Source organism: Rhodococcus sp. G6(2025) (genome assembly GCF_058628105.1).
This window is the reverse complement of sequence record NZ_CP179750.1, coordinates 3204370-3219741: the sequence shown is the minus strand read 5'-3', so window position 1 is coordinate 3219741 and position 15372 is coordinate 3204370. Positions and strand designations below refer to the sequence as shown.

The 15372-nt window shown below is 68.2% G+C and carries 14 protein-coding genes; 1 reads left to right on the top strand and 13 read right to left on the bottom strand.

Features of this window, described 5'->3' with window-relative positions; translation table 11 throughout:
* Positions 1 to 8 precede the first annotated feature (8 nt).
* From ACLIVD_RS14655 to ACLIVD_RS14620, 8 genes are all read right to left on the bottom strand, one after another.
* Entirely contained in the window at positions 9 to 2561 is a 2553-nt protein-coding gene (locus tag ACLIVD_RS14655; protein WP_283334804.1) for a [protein-PII] uridylyltransferase, read from the bottom strand.
* A complete protein-coding gene (locus ACLIVD_RS14650; RefSeq protein ID WP_005240467.1) occupies positions 2551 to 2889 on the bottom strand; it encodes a P-II family nitrogen regulator in 339 nt (112 codons plus the stop codon). The genes ACLIVD_RS14655 and ACLIVD_RS14650 overlap by 11 nt, the downstream gene beginning before the upstream one ends.
* A 4-nt stretch (positions 2890 to 2893) precedes the next feature.
* Entirely contained in the window at positions 2894 to 4213 is a 1320-nt protein-coding gene (locus ACLIVD_RS14645) for an ammonium transporter (RefSeq protein WP_371113085.1), read from the bottom strand.
* Positions 4214 to 4471: 258 nt separating this feature from the next.
* The gene (gene ftsY, locus ACLIVD_RS14640; RefSeq protein WP_280781741.1) at positions 4472 to 5881 is read right to left on the bottom strand and encodes a signal recognition particle-docking protein FtsY; all 1410 of its coding nucleotides are present in this window, start codon (positions 5879 to 5881) and stop codon (positions 4472 to 4474) included.
* A gap of 66 nt (positions 5882 to 5947) precedes the next feature.
* The gene (gene smc / locus ACLIVD_RS14635) at positions 5948 to 9553 is read right to left on the bottom strand and encodes a chromosome segregation protein SMC (RefSeq protein ID WP_491932620.1); all 3606 of its coding nucleotides are present in this window, start codon (positions 9551 to 9553) and stop codon (positions 5948 to 5950) included.
* Between the two features lie 22 nt (positions 9554 to 9575).
* Positions 9576 to 9845: an acylphosphatase gene (locus ACLIVD_RS14630; RefSeq protein WP_011598391.1), complete on the bottom strand. Its 270-nt coding sequence runs from the start codon at positions 9843 to 9845 to the stop codon at positions 9576 to 9578.
* 5 nt (positions 9846 to 9850) lie between these two features.
* Positions 9851 to 10780 (bottom strand): NHL repeat-containing protein, encoded by a 930-nt coding sequence (locus ACLIVD_RS14625; protein ID WP_491932880.1) that lies wholly within the window; start codon positions 10778 to 10780, stop codon positions 9851 to 9853.
* On the bottom strand, positions 10780 to 11220 hold the full coding sequence (locus tag ACLIVD_RS14620) for an OsmC family protein (protein ID WP_491932619.1): 441 nt from the start codon (positions 11218 to 11220) through the stop codon (positions 10780 to 10782). Before ACLIVD_RS14620 ends, ACLIVD_RS14625 begins: the two co-directional genes overlap by 1 nt.
* Before the next feature lie 146 nt (positions 11221 to 11366).
* Here ACLIVD_RS14620 and ACLIVD_RS14615 point away from each other — a divergent pair, with 146 nt between their 5' ends.
* Complete coding sequence (locus tag ACLIVD_RS14615) at positions 11367 to 12071, top strand: pyridoxamine 5'-phosphate oxidase family protein (protein ID WP_280781739.1); 705 nt, start codon at positions 11367 to 11369, stop codon at positions 12069 to 12071.
* Here ACLIVD_RS14615 and mutM read toward each other — a convergent pair.
* From mutM to ACLIVD_RS14590, 5 genes are all read right to left on the bottom strand, one after another.
* Complete coding sequence (gene mutM / locus ACLIVD_RS14610; RefSeq protein ID WP_283334807.1) at positions 12013 to 12891, bottom strand: bifunctional DNA-formamidopyrimidine glycosylase/DNA-(apurinic or apyrimidinic site) lyase; 879 nt, start codon at positions 12889 to 12891, stop codon at positions 12013 to 12015. The genes ACLIVD_RS14615 and mutM overlap by 59 nt on opposite strands.
* Positions 12884 to 13642: a ribonuclease III gene (rnc, locus tag ACLIVD_RS14605; protein WP_491932618.1), complete on the bottom strand. Its 759-nt coding sequence runs from the start codon at positions 13640 to 13642 to the stop codon at positions 12884 to 12886. The genes mutM and rnc overlap by 8 nt, the downstream gene beginning before the upstream one ends.
* 19 nt (positions 13643 to 13661) lie before the next feature.
* Positions 13662 to 13844, bottom strand: coding sequence for a 50S ribosomal protein L32 (gene rpmF / locus ACLIVD_RS14600; protein ID WP_005240446.1), 183 nt, complete (start codon positions 13842 to 13844; stop codon positions 13662 to 13664).
* Between the two features lie 2 nt (positions 13845 to 13846).
* Complete coding sequence (locus tag ACLIVD_RS14595; protein WP_491932617.1) at positions 13847 to 14407, bottom strand: YceD family protein; 561 nt, start codon at positions 14405 to 14407, stop codon at positions 13847 to 13849.
* 158 nt (positions 14408 to 14565) lie between these two features.
* The gene (locus tag ACLIVD_RS14590; protein ID WP_105413040.1) at positions 14566 to 15339 is read right to left on the bottom strand and encodes a DivIVA domain-containing protein; all 774 of its coding nucleotides are present in this window, start codon (positions 15337 to 15339) and stop codon (positions 14566 to 14568) included.
* Positions 15340 to 15372: the final 33 nt, after the last annotated feature.

Here is a 15372-nt window from a genome sequence, read left to right as displayed (position 1 = left end):
CCTGCCGTTCATTCTCCCCCGCTGCCCTCCTGCTTCTTCGGCTTCGTGAGCGGAACGACGCCGAGGATCGCGCTCTCGACCTGTTCCCTGCTCGCCCGGGTGTCCCCGCCGCCGAGATCGAGGCAGAACGAGTCGATCACCGAAGAACCCAGGGTGGTCACCCGCGCCCAGCGGACGTCCGCGCCGCACGTGTCGAACGCGTCGGCGAGCCGGGACAGCAGCCCCAGCCGGTCCTCGGCCCTCAGCTCGAGGATGACCTCGCCGGGCGATGCGGTGTCGAACCAGATGACCCGCGGCGGCGCCTGCGCGTACTGCACCGGAACCGCGGCTTCGCCCCGTTCCTCCACAGCGGCGACGCGCTGGCTCTCGCGAGCCTCCTCTTCCTTGGCCGTGAGCATCTCCAGCAGGTTCAGCTCCCCCGCCAGCGCGCGGATCAGCTCCTGCCGCAGCAGACCCGCTTGCGGCGGCGCCCCGAATCTCGGGGACACGACGAACGAGTTGACCGCCGACCCCTCGGCGCTGCCCAGGGACGCGGAGTAGACCCGCAGGGAGTGCAGCGCGAGCACGCCCGCCGCCTTCGACAGCAGACCCCGCTGATCGGGTGCGATGACCGTCACCACATACGTGTGGGGACTGTCGGCGGGAACCAGCGCGACGTGCACGCCACCCGACGCGGCCAGAGCCACGTGTTCCGGATCGAGCGGATCGGGTGCGGGAAGCACCTCTCCCGCCATGACCAGACGGCAGCGGCGCACGAGTTCCCCGATCAGCGACGACTTCCAGTCGCCCCACACACCGGGACCCGTCGCCAGCGAATCGGCCTCCGCCAGCGCATGCAGCAACTCCAGCAGGACGCCGTCGCCGCCGATCGCTTCCACGACCCGCTCGACTGTCTCGGGATCGTCGAGGTCGCGCCGGGTCGCGGTGTGCGGCAGCAGCAGGTGGTGGCGCACGATCGCCGTCAGCAGCGCGACGTCCGACGGCCACAATCCGAGGCGCTTACCGATCTGGGTGGCCAGTTCCGCGCCGACCACGCTGTGGTCGCCGCCGCGGCCCTTGCCGATGTCGTGCAGCAACGCGCCGAGCATCAGCAGGTCCGGGCGGGCCACACGGGTGGTGAACCCGCTGGCATAGGCAGCGGTCTCGACGAGATGACGGTCCACCGTCCACGTGTGCACCGCGTCCCGCGGCGGCAGGTCCCGGACGGCACCCCACTCGGGAAGAAGCCTGCCCCACAGGCCGGTCCGATCGAGAGCTTCGATCGCCGCGACGGCACGGCTACCCGAGCCCAGCATCACCAGCAGATCGTTCAGCGCCTCCTTCGGCCACGGCTCGCGCAGCTCGGGAGCGTTGTCGGCCAGGCGATTCAGAGTGGACGCCGACATCGGCATCCCCGTCGTCGCCGACGCCGACGCGACCCGCAGCACGAGGCCGGGATCCTTCGCCGGCCGGGCGTCGCGCGCCAGCACCACTTCACCGGCGTGCTCGACGACACCCTCGTCGAGGGGCCGTCGCACCGGTGGTCGGCGCAACCGCGCCAGACCGCGCCGCGGCAGGGCGTGCCCGGCCGTCCGCACACCGACGTCGACGGAATAGCTGATGGTGCGTGCGGCATCGCTGAGCATGCGCGCGAGGTCGAATCGATCGCCGATCCGCAGTGCGGCGCCGATCTCGTCGGCGTCCTGCGCCCGCAGCTGATCGCGGGAGCGGCCCGCGACCCGGTGCAGTTCGGTGCGGACGTCGAGGAGCCGGCGATGTGCGAGTGCCAGTCCCCCGCCGGGCGACTCGGGACCGAGCCCGGGCATGCCGTCGGTGAGCTGCGCGATGGACAGCGCGTTGAGCAACTGTACGTCCCGCAGTCCACCGCGACCGCTCTTCAGGTCGGGCTCTGCGCGGTGGGCGATCTCGCCGCTGCGTTCCCAGCGCGACCGCGTCTGCTCGATGAGTCCGTCGAAACGGTTGCGGATGTCGGTGCGCCACTGCCTGCGGACGCCGCTGATGAGCAGATTGGTCAGCTCGACGTCGCCGACGATATGACGCGCCTCGAGCATTCCCAGAGCCGCGGTGATGTCCGTGTCCGCCACCTGTAGTGCCTGAGGGATGGTGCGGACGCTGTGGTCGAGCTTGATGTGCGCGTCCCACAACGGATACCAGAGTTGGTCGGCGACCTGCGCGACGACTGCCGGATCCATGTCGTCGTGAAGCAGGAGGAGGTCGAGATCCGAATACGGCAGAAGTTCCCGCCGTCCGAGCCCACCGACAGCGACGAGTGCGAAACCGCTGTCGGGCTTGATGCCCAGCTCGGCACCCTTTGTGGTCAACCAGAACTCGTGCAGGTCGACGAGCGCGTGACGGAGCGCTGCGGCGTCGAGCCGACGCCCGTGTCCTGCGGGATTCCTTGCGCCGGGGCCGGTCTCGGAGCCGCCGGTGAGCAGTTGCCTGCGTGCGCGGGCCAGGTCCGCTGCTTCGTCCGATCCGCCTGACGCAACCGGCCCTGGTTCCGTCGCCTTGGCGACGGGACCAGGGCCGGTCTTACCGGACCCGTTGGGGTCAGAGCGCATCCGCGCCGCGTTCCCCGGTGCGCACCCGGATGACCGACTCGACCGGCGAGACCCAGACCTTGCCGTCACCGATCTTGCCGGTGCGTGCCGCTTCGACGATCACCTCGACGACCTTGTCCACAGCAGCGTCGTCCACGACGACCTCGACCCGGACCTTCGGAACGAAATCGACCGAGTACTCGGCACCTCGGTAGACCTCGGTGTGGCCCTTCTGCCGGCCGTACCCCTGGACCTCGCTGACGGTCATGCCCAGGACGCCCGCCTGCTCGAGTCCCGTCTTGACGTCCTCCAGAGTGAACGGCTTGACAATTGCTGTGATCAGCTTCATTTCCTCATCCCTCCTTGCCGGATACACGAGCAGTCGCCGAGTTTCCGCCGAGAGCGGCGAAATCGTAGCCAGTTTCTGCGTGTTCCGACTCGTCCACTCCAAGTGATTCACCCTCGTCGCTGAGCCGCAGACCGATCGTGAACTTCACGATCAACGCGACGACGGCCGTACCGACGAGCGAGTAAAGCAGTACTGCTCCGGCGCCCACTGCCTGACGCCAGAGTTGGTCGAGGCCTCCACCATAGAACAGTCCGACAACACCCGCGGGCGCCTCAGCCGTTGCGACCAGGCCGACCATCAGCGTTCCGACGATGCCGCCGACGAGGTGGACACCGACGACGTCGAGCGAGTCGTCGAACCCGAAGCGGAACTTGAGTCCGACCGCGAGCGCGCAGAGTGCGCCCGCGACGACGCCGATGGCGAGCGCGCCGAGGACGTTCACCGAGGAACAGGAAGGCGTGATGGCAACCAGGCCGGCCACGATTCCGGACGCCGCACCGAGTGTGGTGGCGTGGCCGTCGCGAATCCGCTCGACCAGGAGCCAGGCGAGCATGGCCGCGCACGTTCCGATGACGGTGGTGATGAAGGTTGCTCCGGCGATGCCGTTGGAACCGACGGCCGAACCGGCGTTGAAACCGAACCAGCCGAACCAGAGGAGGCCGGCGCCGAGCATCACGAAGGGCAGGTTGTGCGGACGGAACGGGGTGCCCGGCCATCCCTTGCGCTTGCCGAGGATGATCGCGAGGACGAGGCCGGCGGCGCCGGCGTTGATGTGGACGGCGGTACCACCCGCGAAGTCGACCGCGGCGAGCTTGTTGGCGATCCAGCCACCGGTCTCGGCGGTGACGCCGTCGAAGGCGAAGACCCAGTGCGCCACGGGGAAGTACACGACCGTCGCCCAGAGGCCGGCGAACAGCAGCCAGGAACCGAAGCGCAGGCGATCCGCCACGGCACCCGAGATGAGGGCCACGGTGATGATCGCGAACATGGCCTGGAACGCGACGAAGACCGTCGCGGGGATGGTGCCGACGAGCGGGATCGCGGAATCGGCGATCACCGAACCGGCATCGTCGGTCTCGGCGAGGTACGACCCGCCGATCAGTCCTTTGAGCCCGAAGTACTGGAACGGATCACCGACAAGGTTTCCCTTGTCCTCACCGAAGGCCATGGAGTAGCCGTAGAGAACCCACAGGATGCCGACGACACCCATCGCGCTGATGCTCATCATGAGCATGTTCAGCACGCTCTTGGCCCGCACCATGCCGCCGTAGAAGAACGCAAGACCCGGAGTCATGAGCAACACGAGCGCGGCGCTGGTCAGCATCCACGCTGTGTCCCCGGTGTCCGGTGCACCGATAGTGGGGAAATCCACCTTGAGCCTCCTCCTTCTCTGCCCAGCCGGTAGCGGCTGACGACCTGAGAAGAAGGGTGCTCAGTTGGTGTTTCGGCTGTGCCACTGCACTGTTTCGCGCGCGTGAACGCATCGGCCTATTTTGTTGCGTGCAGGTTTCGCCAGGCGATTTGCGGTCGGTTTCAGCCCGCCTGAGCGGTCCGGGAGCCCGAGACGACCCGGATCGCTGCGTCAGCCGAGCAACGCGTCGACGAAGGCACCCGGCTCGAACGGCGCCAGATCGTCGGCGCCCTCACCGAGTCCGACGAGCTTCACGGGAACCCCGAGTTCGTGCTGAACCTGGAACACGATGCCGCCTTTGGCGGTGCCGTCGAGCTTGGTGAGCACCACACCGGTGATGTCGACGACCTCGGCGAACACCCGCGCCTGCGCGAGGCCGTTCTGGCCGATGGTCGCGTCCAGGACGAGGAGGACGTCGTCCACCGACGCCTTCTTCTCGATGACCCGCTTCACCTTGCCCAGCTCGTCCATCAATCCGGTCTTCGTGTGGAGCCGGCCGGCCGTGTCGATCAGCACGACGTCGACGCCGTTGTCGATTCCCTTGGCCACGGCATCGAACGCAACGGCCGCCGGATCTGCGGCTTCCTTCCCGCGCACCACCTCGGCGCCCACCCGCTCGGCCCACGTCTGCAGCTGGTCCGCGGCGGCAGCACGGAACGTGTCGGCGGCACCGAGCAGGACACGCCTGCCGTCGGCCACGAGAACACGCGCGAGCTTGCCGGTGGTCGTCGTCTTGCCGGTGCCGTTCACACCGACGACCAGCAGGACCGCCGGGTGGTCGTCGTGCGGCAGGGCACGGATCGAGCGATCGAGTTCCGGCCGGAGTTCGGCGACCAGGACTTCGCGGAGGAGCGCACGGGCATCGGCCTCGGTGCGGACGCTGCGCGACGCCATCTGCTCACGCAGCGAGGTGACGATCTTCGTGGTGGTCGCCGAGCCGAGGTCGGCGATGAGGAGCGTGTCCTCCACCTCTTCCCAGGAGTCCTCGTCGAGATCGCCGCCGCCGAGCAGTCCGAGCAGGCTCTTGCCCACGGCGGACTGGGAACGGGACAACCGCCCACGCAGACGGTCGAGCCGCCCCTCCGTGGGAGCGATGACGTCGAGCACCGGCGCGGCGGGGGCCGGTGCGGCTTCGGCTTCGGGTTCGGGCGCGGGCGCGACCTCGGGTTCCGGTTCGACCTCGGGTGCGACGACCGGTTCGTACGTGACCGGCTCCGGCGGGACCGTCGGCTTCTCCGGGGCCTTCTCCGGCTCGGGCGCCTTCTCCGGTGCCGGGGGTGCGACGACCTCGGGTTCGGGTACGACGATCTCGGGTTCGGGCACCGGCTTCGGCAGAACCGGCTCGGGCGCAGGCGGACGTGGCGGCGCCGTCGCCGTCGACCCCTGGCTGAAGTTGAACCCGCCGTCCGCGCGGTAACTGCCCGAACGGTCCTTCTCCGCCGTGGTGACCTGCGGGGTGTCCGGCGCCTTCAGGGAGATTCGGCGACGCCGATACAGCAGGGACCCGACGACGAGAACGACGAGAAGTACGGCCAGTGCGGCCGCGATGGCAATCCAAGCTCCGGTAGTCACGCCGCCCATTGTTTCAGGCTCCGGATTTCGTTGCTCACTGCCTTCCCACGCGCACAGTCCCGGCTCGGACCGGAATCAGGCGTCCGCGGCCGCCATGTCCTGGCCACGGAGCCGCTGGGAGATGACGGTGGTGATGCCGTCGCCGCGCATGCTGACGCCGTAGAGCGCGTCGGCCACCTCCATCGTCGGCTTCTGGTGGGTGATGACGATCAGCTGCGACTTCTCCCGCAACTGCTCGAACAATCCGATCAGACGACGCAGGTTCGTGTCGTCCAGTGCGGCCTCCACCTCGTCCATCACATAGAAGGGGGACGGCCTGGCCCGGAAGATCGCCACGAGCATCGCCACCGCCGTCAGCGACTTCTCGCCACCGGACAGCAACGACAGCCGTTTGACCTTCTTGCCGGGCGGCCGGGCCTCCACCTCGATGCCGGTGGTCAGCATGTCCGACGGGTCGGTGAGCACCAACCTGCCTTCACCGCCGGGGAACAGTTTCGCGAACACCTGCACGAATTCGCGTTCGACGTCCGAGTAGGCCTCGGTGAATACCTGCAGGATACGGGCATCGACGTCGGCCACGACCCCGAGGAGATCCTTGCGGGCGGTCTTCACGTCCTCGAGCTGTGTCGAGAGGAAGTTGTAGCGCTCCTCGAGCGCGGCGAACTCCTCGAGTGCCAGCGGGTTGACCTTGCCGAGCGTCGCCAGGTCCTTCTCGGCACGTTTCGCGCGACGCTCCTGTGTGGCGCGGTCGTACGGAATCGGTGCGGGCATCGTGACCTGCTCGCCGCGCTCCTTCGCCTGCTCGTACTCCTCCATCTCGAGTGCGGACGGCGGCAGCGCGACGTCGGGGCCGTATTCGGCGATCAGATCGTCCAGGCCGATGCCGTGCTGTTCGAGGATCGCCTCCTCGAGTTGCTCGATGCGCAGCGCGGCCTGGGCGCGAGCCACCTCGTCGCGGTGCACGGTGTCGGTGAGCGACGCCAGCTGTCCGCTCAGCTGACGCACCCTTTCCTTCACCTGTTCGAGTTGGGTGGTCCGCTCGGTGCGGGCCCGCGCGAGTTCGTCGCGGTGCGCCATCGCGGCGTCGACGACGTCACCGAGGTGCTCGGCGACCCGCTGCCCGGACTCGGCGACCGCCGCCGCAACCGCGGCCGCGTTCTGGCGCGCCTTCATCGCACGTTCGGCCCGGGCACGCGCGTCGCGTTCCACCTGTGCGGCGCGGCGCAGGGAATCCGCCTTGCCGCGCACCGATTCGGCACGCTCCTCGGCCGTGCGCACCGACAGTCGGGCTTCCACCTCCACGGCACGCATTTCGGCCAGCGCCGCGGCCGCCATCTCACGATCGATGCTCGTCGTGTCGGATCCACCCGTGTCGGCGCCGGAGGACGACCCGTCCTGTTCCGCCAGGCGCAGCCGTTCCTCGAGTTCGGCGAGCGCGGTCAGCGTGTCCTCGCGACCGCTCTCGGCCTTGTCCCGCTGCGCCATGAGCCGATCGGATTCGGCGTGCGCGGCCCGCGCGGCCTGGCCGAGGCGGCCGAGGCGCTCGTAGATGGCGGACATCGCGGCGTCGGATTCGTTCAGCGCGGCCAGTGCCTGCTCGGCGTTCTCCTGACGGTCGGCCTGTTCCGCGACCGCGCCGGACAGTGCCGCGGACAGTTCCTCGGCGCGACGTTCGGCGCGGGCCAGATCCTGCACCGAGTTGTCGATGGCGGCCTGGACCTCGAGGGTGCTCGGCTGACGGTCCGAGCCGCCGCTCATCCAGCCCGTTCCGAGGAGATCTCCGTCTCGGGTGACGGCGCGCACGTCGGGCCTGCGCCGGACGGTCTCGACGGCGTCGTCGAGGGAATCGACCACGACCACTCCGCCCAGGAGCGCTGCGAGCCCGGTCCGCAGTTCGGCGGGGCAGTCGATGACGTCGACGGCCCACCGGGCGCCGGAGTCCAGGTGCCCGCCGTCACCTGCGACGTGATCGGTGCCGATGAACAGGGACGCCCGTCCGCTGTCCGTTTCCTTCAGCGCGCCGACGGCGCCGCGGGCGGCGTCGAGGGATTCGGCGACGACGGCGTCCGCGGCGGGGCCCATGGCCGCGGCGACAGCACCCTCGTATCCCTTCTCGACGGTGATGAGTCCACCGATCGGTCCCCGGATGCCGTGCTGCGCCCGATTCTCGACGAGCCAGCCGGCGCCGTCCTTGCGTTCGAGGCCCATCGACAGCGCGTCGATCCGGGCACGCAGGGATGCCACTTCCTGTCCGGCGGCGCGCTCCTCGGCCTGGAGTTCCGTGACGCGTTCGGTGATCAGGCGCAGTGCCTCGACGGCACGCTCGTGGTGGGAATCCAGTCCGAGCTCGCCGGCGTCGAGGTCACCGATCTCGTCCTGGACCACCTCGAATTCGGACTGTGCCGCGTCGCCGCGCTGCCGGGCCTCTTCGATTGCGACGGTCAGCCGGGACACTTCGGCGTCGACGGAGTCGGCGCGGGTGCGCAGCGTGTCGACCTGCCCGGACAACCGGGCCAGGCCTTCACGGCGGTCGGCGATCGCCCGGACCGCCGCCATGTGAGCGCGTTCGGCCTCGGCGGCGGTCTCCTCCCCCAGTGTCAGCTGCTCCTTGGCCGCGTCCAGCGCCGCGCGCGCCATCTCGACGGCTTCGACGAGCTCCATTTCCTCCGCGGCGATCCGGTCGGCGCGGGCCTCCATCTCGTCCGGATCCTGACCGCGGTTCGCGGAGGGCTCGGAGTCGAGGTGGCGCGCCCGTTCGCGGGCGATGCGGATGGTCGCGTTGACGCGCTCCGCGAGTGCCGACAGCTGGAACCACGTCTGCGCGGCCGCTTCCGCACCCGGTGTGAGCCTCGACAGTTCCTGTTCGTGCCGTCCCAGCTCCAGATTGGCCTCGTCGAGCGCCTCGGTGACCTGGTCGTGCTGCTCACGCGCGACCTTCTCGTCCTGAGCCTGGTTGGCCAGCTCCTCGCGCCGCGTGACCAGGTCGTCCGCGGCGAGCCGCAGCTTCGCGTCGCGGAGGTCGGCCTGCACGGTCTGGGCGCGGCGCGCCACCTCGGCCTGCCTGCCGAGCGGTTTGAGCTGGCGCCGCAGTTCCGCCGTGAGGTCGTTCAGGCGCGCCAGATTGGCCTGCATGGCGTCGAGTTTGCGGACCGCTTTTTCCTTGCGCTTGCGGTGCTTGAGAACGCCGGCTGCTTCCTCGATGAATGCGCGCCGATCCTCCGGTCGGGATTCGAGGATGGCGGCGAGGCGGCCCTGACCGACGATCACGTGCATCTCCCGGCCGATGCCGGAGTCGCTGAGCAGTTCCTGCACGTCCATGAGCCGGCACGAGCTGCCGTTGATCTCGTATTCTCCGGCGCCGTCGCGGAACATGCGCCGGGTGATCGACACCTCGGAGTAGTCGATCGGCAGGGCGCCGTCGGAGTTGTCGATGGTCAGCGTGACCTCGGCGCGCCCGAGGGGCGCCCGCCCGGCGGTGCCGGCGAAGATGACGTCTTCCATCTTGCCGCCGCGCAGTGCCTTCGCCCCCTGCTCGCCCATCACCCAGGTGAGCGCGTCGACGACGTTGGATTTACCCGACCCGTTGGGCCCTACGACACAGGTGATTCCCGGCTCGAATCGCAGAGTCGTTGCGGACGCAAAGGATTTGAATCCCTTCAGCGTCAGACTCTTCAGATGCATGACGGAGAACTTTACCTGCGGTTCACCGTTCCACGAACCCGGTGAGGTCGCCGCGGGCGGAATCCCATTGCTCCACGACGAGATCCACCGCGCCCGGTGTGTCTCCCGACCGCAGCAGCGTCAGCAGGGTTTCCAGCTTGTCCCGAGGCCCCTCGGCGATGACGAGCACGCGGCCGTCCTTCTGGTTGGCCGCGTATCCGACGAGGCCGAGTTCCAGCGCGCGGGCGCGGGTCCACCACCGGAATCCCACACCCTGCACGAATCCGTGCACCCACGCGGTCATTCTCTCCATGTCCGTCACGACCGTTCGAGCTTGTAGATCTTCCCGGTGAAGCTGGTGGCATAGAGCGCGTCAGGATCCCAGCCCGGTCCGGCGCCGAACCGCACCGAGGACACGAGCGGCAGTCCGGACGCCAGGGCGCAGCTCTCCCCCGTCGTGGGATCGACCCGCACCACCTTGCCGCCGCCGTTGTAGGCGACGTAGACGATGCCGTCCGGTCCGGCGGTGAGGTCGTCGGCCGCGTTGAGGGGCCCGGAGCCGGGCAGCGCGACGGAGACAACGGGTCCGCCGAGGTCGTCTTCGCGGAGGATGCGCAGCGTGGTGGTCGTGTCGAACGTCGTCACCGTGTAGACGTTGCCGTCGTGCGCGGAGAGACCGTCGACGGTGCCGAGATCGGTGCGGACGACCTCCGGTGTGTGGGGATCCGCCGCGGGGACGCGCGTCAGTCCCGCCCCGGAGCCCAGATTCCGGGTGGTGAGGATGTCTCCGTTGCCCAGCCGGACCAGCCCGTTCGGCATGACCAGTCCCTCGGCCACGGTGCGTGTGTCACCCGTGTCGAGGTTCACGACGTCGACCGTGCCGCTCGCCGAGCCGGTGACCCCGGCGGCGAAGGAGTTCCCCGTGGCGAAGTACGCGTCGGCGCCGTCCACGGCGATTCCACCGGGCGACTCGACCTCGGGCACGACCGGGGTGACAGTGCCGTCGGGGGCGACCCCGTCGAGGGCTCCGCCGCCCACCAGGCCTGTCCGCGACACCAGCATGGTGCCCGCGCCGTCGAAGGCCAGGTTCTCGAGAACACCCGCCCCGGACGTCACCTCCGACACCGACCACGGGGTGCACGCACCGCCGGAGGGCGAGAACGCGGGCCCGGCGGCCGCGGGTGCGACCACGAGCAGACCCGCGCAGAGCGCCGTCCCGCCCGCGAGTGCGGCCAGCTCACGACGCATCATGCTTCCCTCTGGACGGTCAACGTCACTTTCGTCCCGGCCTTCAGCGTCCGCCCGACCGTGCAGACCTTGTCGACCGACCGTTCCACGAGCGCCACCAGACGCTCCTGCGCGTCGGCGTCGAGCTCGCTGAGGTCCAGCTCCAGCACCTCGTCCAGCTGCGGGTACACCTCCTTCTCCCGGTCGGCGGCACCGGACACCCGGATGGTGGCGTCGTAGTTGTCGCCCAGTCGCCGCGACAGCGGGAAGTCCGAGCTCATTCCACTGCACGCGGCGAGTGCGATCTTCAGGAGTTCCCCGGGGGTGAACACGCCCTCCACGCCCTCGGAGCCGATCAGGACCTCGGCGCCGCGCGAGCTGCGGCCCGTGTATCGCCGGGTGCCCGTCCGCTCGACCCACAGTGAGGTGGGCGCCGTCGTGTCGGAAGTCTGTTCTGCCATGGGTCAATCCTGCCATCGATCGACGCAACGCCAGGTAGGTGGGTGGGCGGCAGTGGTTTCCACACAATTGTGAACGAGGATTCTCAGCAGAGGGAACCGGTGGGCCGTAGGGTGAACCGACCAATGACGCCGAGACGTAGCGGGGAATGCAGATGGGCCAGATCGGTAGTGCGGGAGAGCGCGGGCTTCAGTCCGAGTACGGCACCGAGGATCGTGCCGCCAAGTTCTACTCGGATCAGATGCTGGACCATCTCAATCCGACGATGATCGAGTTCGTCGGCCGCCAGGAGATCGCCTTCATCGCCACCGCCGACGCGTCCGGCGAATGCGACAACAGTCTGCGCGCCGGGACACCGGGATTCATGCACGTCATCGACTCGAAGACCCTCGCGTATCCGGAGTACCGCGGCAACGGCGTCATGGCGAGCCTCGGCAACATCCGGGAAAACCCGCACGTCGGAATCATTCTCGTGGACTTCGTGCAGGACCTCATCGGACTGCACGTGAACGGCTCGGCCCGGATCGTCGAAGACCCGGTCCTGCGCTCCGAGATCGCAGATCTGCCTGCGGACCACACGAACGGCCGGATCCCGGAACGCTGGGTGGTCGTGGACGTCGAGGAGGCATACATCCACTGTCGCAAGCACATTCCGAGAATGGCACCGGTCCCCCGCCACCGCGAGTGGGGCACCGACGACGTGAAACGCAAGGGCGGCGACTACTTCGACGCCAAGGCGACACCGCGCCACGACACCGACGGTCAGCTCTCCGAGGAGCCCGCGACCGCCGAACTCACACAGACGATTTCGCCGGGCTTCTCCGTGGTGCCGGCTGGCACTTCGGGCAACTGAACGACGAGCGGTTCATGAATTTCTCTCGCCTGATCGCGGTGCCGCACCGCGGGCACGGGCGATCCTCCTGACCGTAGGCGGACAGCGAACGGTCGAAATAGCCCGACTCGCCGTTGACGTTCACGTAGAGCGCGTCGAAGGACGTGCCGCCCTGGGTGAGTGCCTCACGCATGACCTCCTGGGCGGCCGTGAGCACTTCACGGACCTTGGGACCACTCAGCCTGTCGGTGAGCCGATTTCCGTGGATCTGTGCGCGCCACAGCGCCTCGTCCGCATAGATGTTGCCGATGCCGGAGACGACGGTCTGGTCCAGAAGCGCACGTTTGATCTCGGTGTGCTTGCCGCGCACGACCTTGACGGTGGCTGCGAGGTCGAAACGCGGATCCAGTGGGTCACGGGCGATGTGCGCCACCGAGTCCGGCACGAGCGAGCCGTCGACGTCGACGAGCGGCGCCAGCGCCCAGCCCCCGAACGTCCGCTGGTCGACGAACCGGAGGTCGAGACCGGAATCGAGCCGGGCCCGGATCCGCAAATGCTTCTCGGTCGGCAATTCCGGTGGCTGCACGAGCATTTGACCACTCATGCCGAGATGCACCACGAGAGCGACCGTGCTGGGTTCGAGGACCAGCCACAGATACTTTCCACGACGGTCGGCGCTCGCGATACGTTCGCCGGTGAGCTGTCCGGCGAGGTCGGCGGCGCCGGGCAGATGACGCCTGATCGCACGTGGGTGCAGGATGTCGACGGAATCGATCGACGCCCCCACGATGTGGCGTTCGAGTCCGCGCCGGACCACCTCGACTTCGGGTAGTTCAGGCACTGACGTCGTCGGCCGCTACGTCGGGGCCTGCGTCGGACAACGCATTCCACGCCGTGCTCGCAGCCTTCTGCTCGGCCTCTTTCTTGGAGCGGCCGATACCGACGCCGAGGGGCTTGCCGCCGACGATCACGGTGGCGGTGAATTCCTTGTCGTGGTCCGGGCCGGTCGCGGTGATCTCGTACGCCGGGACACCGACGCCACGCTCCGCCGTCAACTCCTGCAGACTCGTCTTCCAGTCCAGACCCGCGCCGAGGCGAGGGGCTCGCTGGAGAAGGTCGCTGAAGAGGTCGAGTACGACGCGTCGCGCCGTGTCGATGCCGTGCTCGAGGTGGATGGCGCCGAGAATCGACTCCATGCCGTCCGCCAGGATGCTCGGCTTGTCACGGCCACCGGTCATCTCCTCGCCCTTACCGAGCAGAAGATGGGCACCGAGGCCGCCCTCACCGAGTGTGCGGGCCACCTCCGCGAGCGCGTGCATGTTGACGATGCTCGCCCGGATCTTCGCGAGGTCGCCCTCGGACTTGTCCGGATGCGCAAGGTACAGCTTCTCGGTGACGGTGACTCCGAGCACGGAGTCACCGAGGAATTCGAGACGCTCGTTCGTGGGCAGACCACCGTTCTCGTACGCATACGAGCGGTGCGTCAACGCCAGGGTGAGCAGTGCAGGCTCGATTTCTACGCCGAGGGCGGCGAGGAGGGAAGCATGATCCTCCTCGCCGCCGGCGGGTGTATTACTGATGTCGCTCGTCACAACGCCTCTCCGCGGAGAACTAGACGGCGGCAGTGACCTGGCGGCCCTTGTATGTGCCACACGACGGGCACGCGACGTGGGGCAGCGTCTTCTCGCCGCAGCCACGGTTGGGGCAGGTGACGAGGGTAGGCACAGTGGTCTTCCACTGGCTGCGACGCGACCTCGTGTTGGATCGCGACATTCTGCGCTTGGGGACAGCCACTTCTACTTCTCCTCGGCTTCGGTGTTCACAAGATTCTTGCTGGGTTCTGATTCCACGCCAAATTTGGCTGCAAGACCAGCCCAGCGAGGATCAAGTATGTCATGCCCATGGCCAGATTCGGCAATCGCCAGGCGAACGCCACATTCTGGGCACAATCCTTGGCAGTCGTCACTGCAGAGCGGCTGCAACGGCAGTGCGAGGCCGACGGCGTCGATCACGACGGGTTCGAGGTCGATCTCGTCGTCGACGACGTGATAGACCTCCCCCTCCTCCGTGGTCTCTTCCGTGGCACTGTCCGGGTAAGCGAACAGCTCCGTGAGAGTCAGGTCCACCGTGTCCGAGAACGGCTCGAGACATCTCGAGCACTCCCCCACGGTGTCGGCTCGCAACGAACCGGTGACCAGAACCCCCTCGGATACGGCCTGCAACCGGAGATCGAGATCGATCTCCGATCCTTCCTCGATGGCGATCAGGTCGAGACCGATGCGCTGTGGCGCCGTCACCACCCGTTCCACGGTGCGCATCGAACCGGGACGACGGCCGAGTTTGACCGTGTCCAGCACGAAGTCCGCGTCCCGTCGGGAACGCGATGAGCTGTGGCGATGGGATGACAACAAACTTCACTTTCGAGAAAAGGGAAACGACAAAGGGCAACCACTCCACGATACGCAATCTGCGCGGTGGAGCCAAATTCGGTCGAGGGCGCCGGCCGGGCGGTGGCTCAGCGGCGACGCTCGGCCCGGCGGTCGTCGACGTCGTAGTCCGAGGCGTAATCGGGGACACCTGAACCGGTCCGCAACTGCTGACGTCCCCGGCCCACGGACCGGACGGTGCCGTTCAGGAAGTCCTCGAATTCCGCGAGCTTCGTGTCGACGTACAGATCGCAGTCCGAGCGGAGACGATCCGATTCGGCGTGCGCGGAGTCGATCACCCGGGCCGACTCGGCGTGCGCCGCCTGGACGACCTCCGTCTGCGAGACGAGGCGCGCCTGCTCGGCCGTGCCCTCCGCGACGGACCTCTCGTAGGACGCCTTGCCCGACTCGATCATCCGATCGGCTTCGGACCGCGCACGACCCGTCAGTGCGTCGTATTCGCGCTGGCCTTCCGCGACGGACGACTCGGCCTCGGCGCGCGCGTCGGTGACCAATTGCTCGGCGTGCGCGCGGGCCTCGGCGACCATCCGGTCGGCCTGCGCCTTCGCGTCCGCCAGAATGCGGTCGGCGTCGTCTCGCGCGTTCTCGATGGTGGAGTTCGCCTCGGCGTTGGCGCTGGAGATGGTCTTCTCCGCGTTGGACCGCGCGTCCCCCACCAGTTTGTCCTTGTGGTCCAGGACGTCCTGGGCGTCGTCGAGTTCACCGGGAATGGCATCGCGCACGTCGTCGAGCAGTTCGAGGACGTCGCCGCGCGGAACCACGCAGCCGGCGGTCATCGGTACGCCGCGTGCCTCTTCGACAATTGCGACAAGTTCGTCGAGCGCCTCGAATACCCGGTACACAAGCAACCCCAATCATCCATGACCCTCAGCAGG

Excerpts from the sequence above, each read along its gene's own strand:
- ACLIVD_RS14655 (WP_283334804.1), bottom strand. The coding sequence starts at position 2,561 with ATGCGCTCTGACCCCAACGGGTCCGGTAAGACCGGCCCTGGTCCCGTC.
- ACLIVD_RS14650 (WP_005240467.1), bottom strand. The coding sequence starts at position 2,889 with ATGAAGCTGATCACAGCAATTGTCAAGCCGTTCACTCTGGAGGACGTC.
- ACLIVD_RS14645 (WP_371113085.1), bottom strand. The coding sequence starts at position 4,213 with ATGCTGACCAGCGCCGCGCTCGTGTTGCTCATGACTCCGGGTCTTGCG.
- ftsY (WP_280781741.1), bottom strand. The coding sequence starts at position 5,881 with ATGGGCGGCGTGACTACCGGAGCTTGGATTGCCATCGCGGCCGCACTG.
- smc (WP_491932620.1), bottom strand. The coding sequence starts at position 9,553 with ATGCATCTGAAGAGTCTGACGCTGAAGGGATTCAAATCCTTTGCGTCC.
- ACLIVD_RS14630 (WP_011598391.1), bottom strand. The coding sequence starts at position 9,845 with ATGGAGAGAATGACCGCGTGGGTGCACGGATTCGTGCAGGGTGTGGGA.
- ACLIVD_RS14625 (WP_491932880.1), bottom strand. The coding sequence starts at position 10,780 with ATGCGTCGTGAGCTGGCCGCACTCGCGGGCGGGACGGCGCTCTGCGCG.
- ACLIVD_RS14620 (WP_491932619.1), bottom strand. The coding sequence starts at position 11,220 with ATGGCAGAACAGACTTCCGACACGACGGCGCCCACCTCACTGTGGGTC.
- ACLIVD_RS14615 (WP_280781739.1), top strand. The coding sequence starts at position 11,367 with ATGCAGATGGGCCAGATCGGTAGTGCGGGAGAGCGCGGGCTTCAGTCC.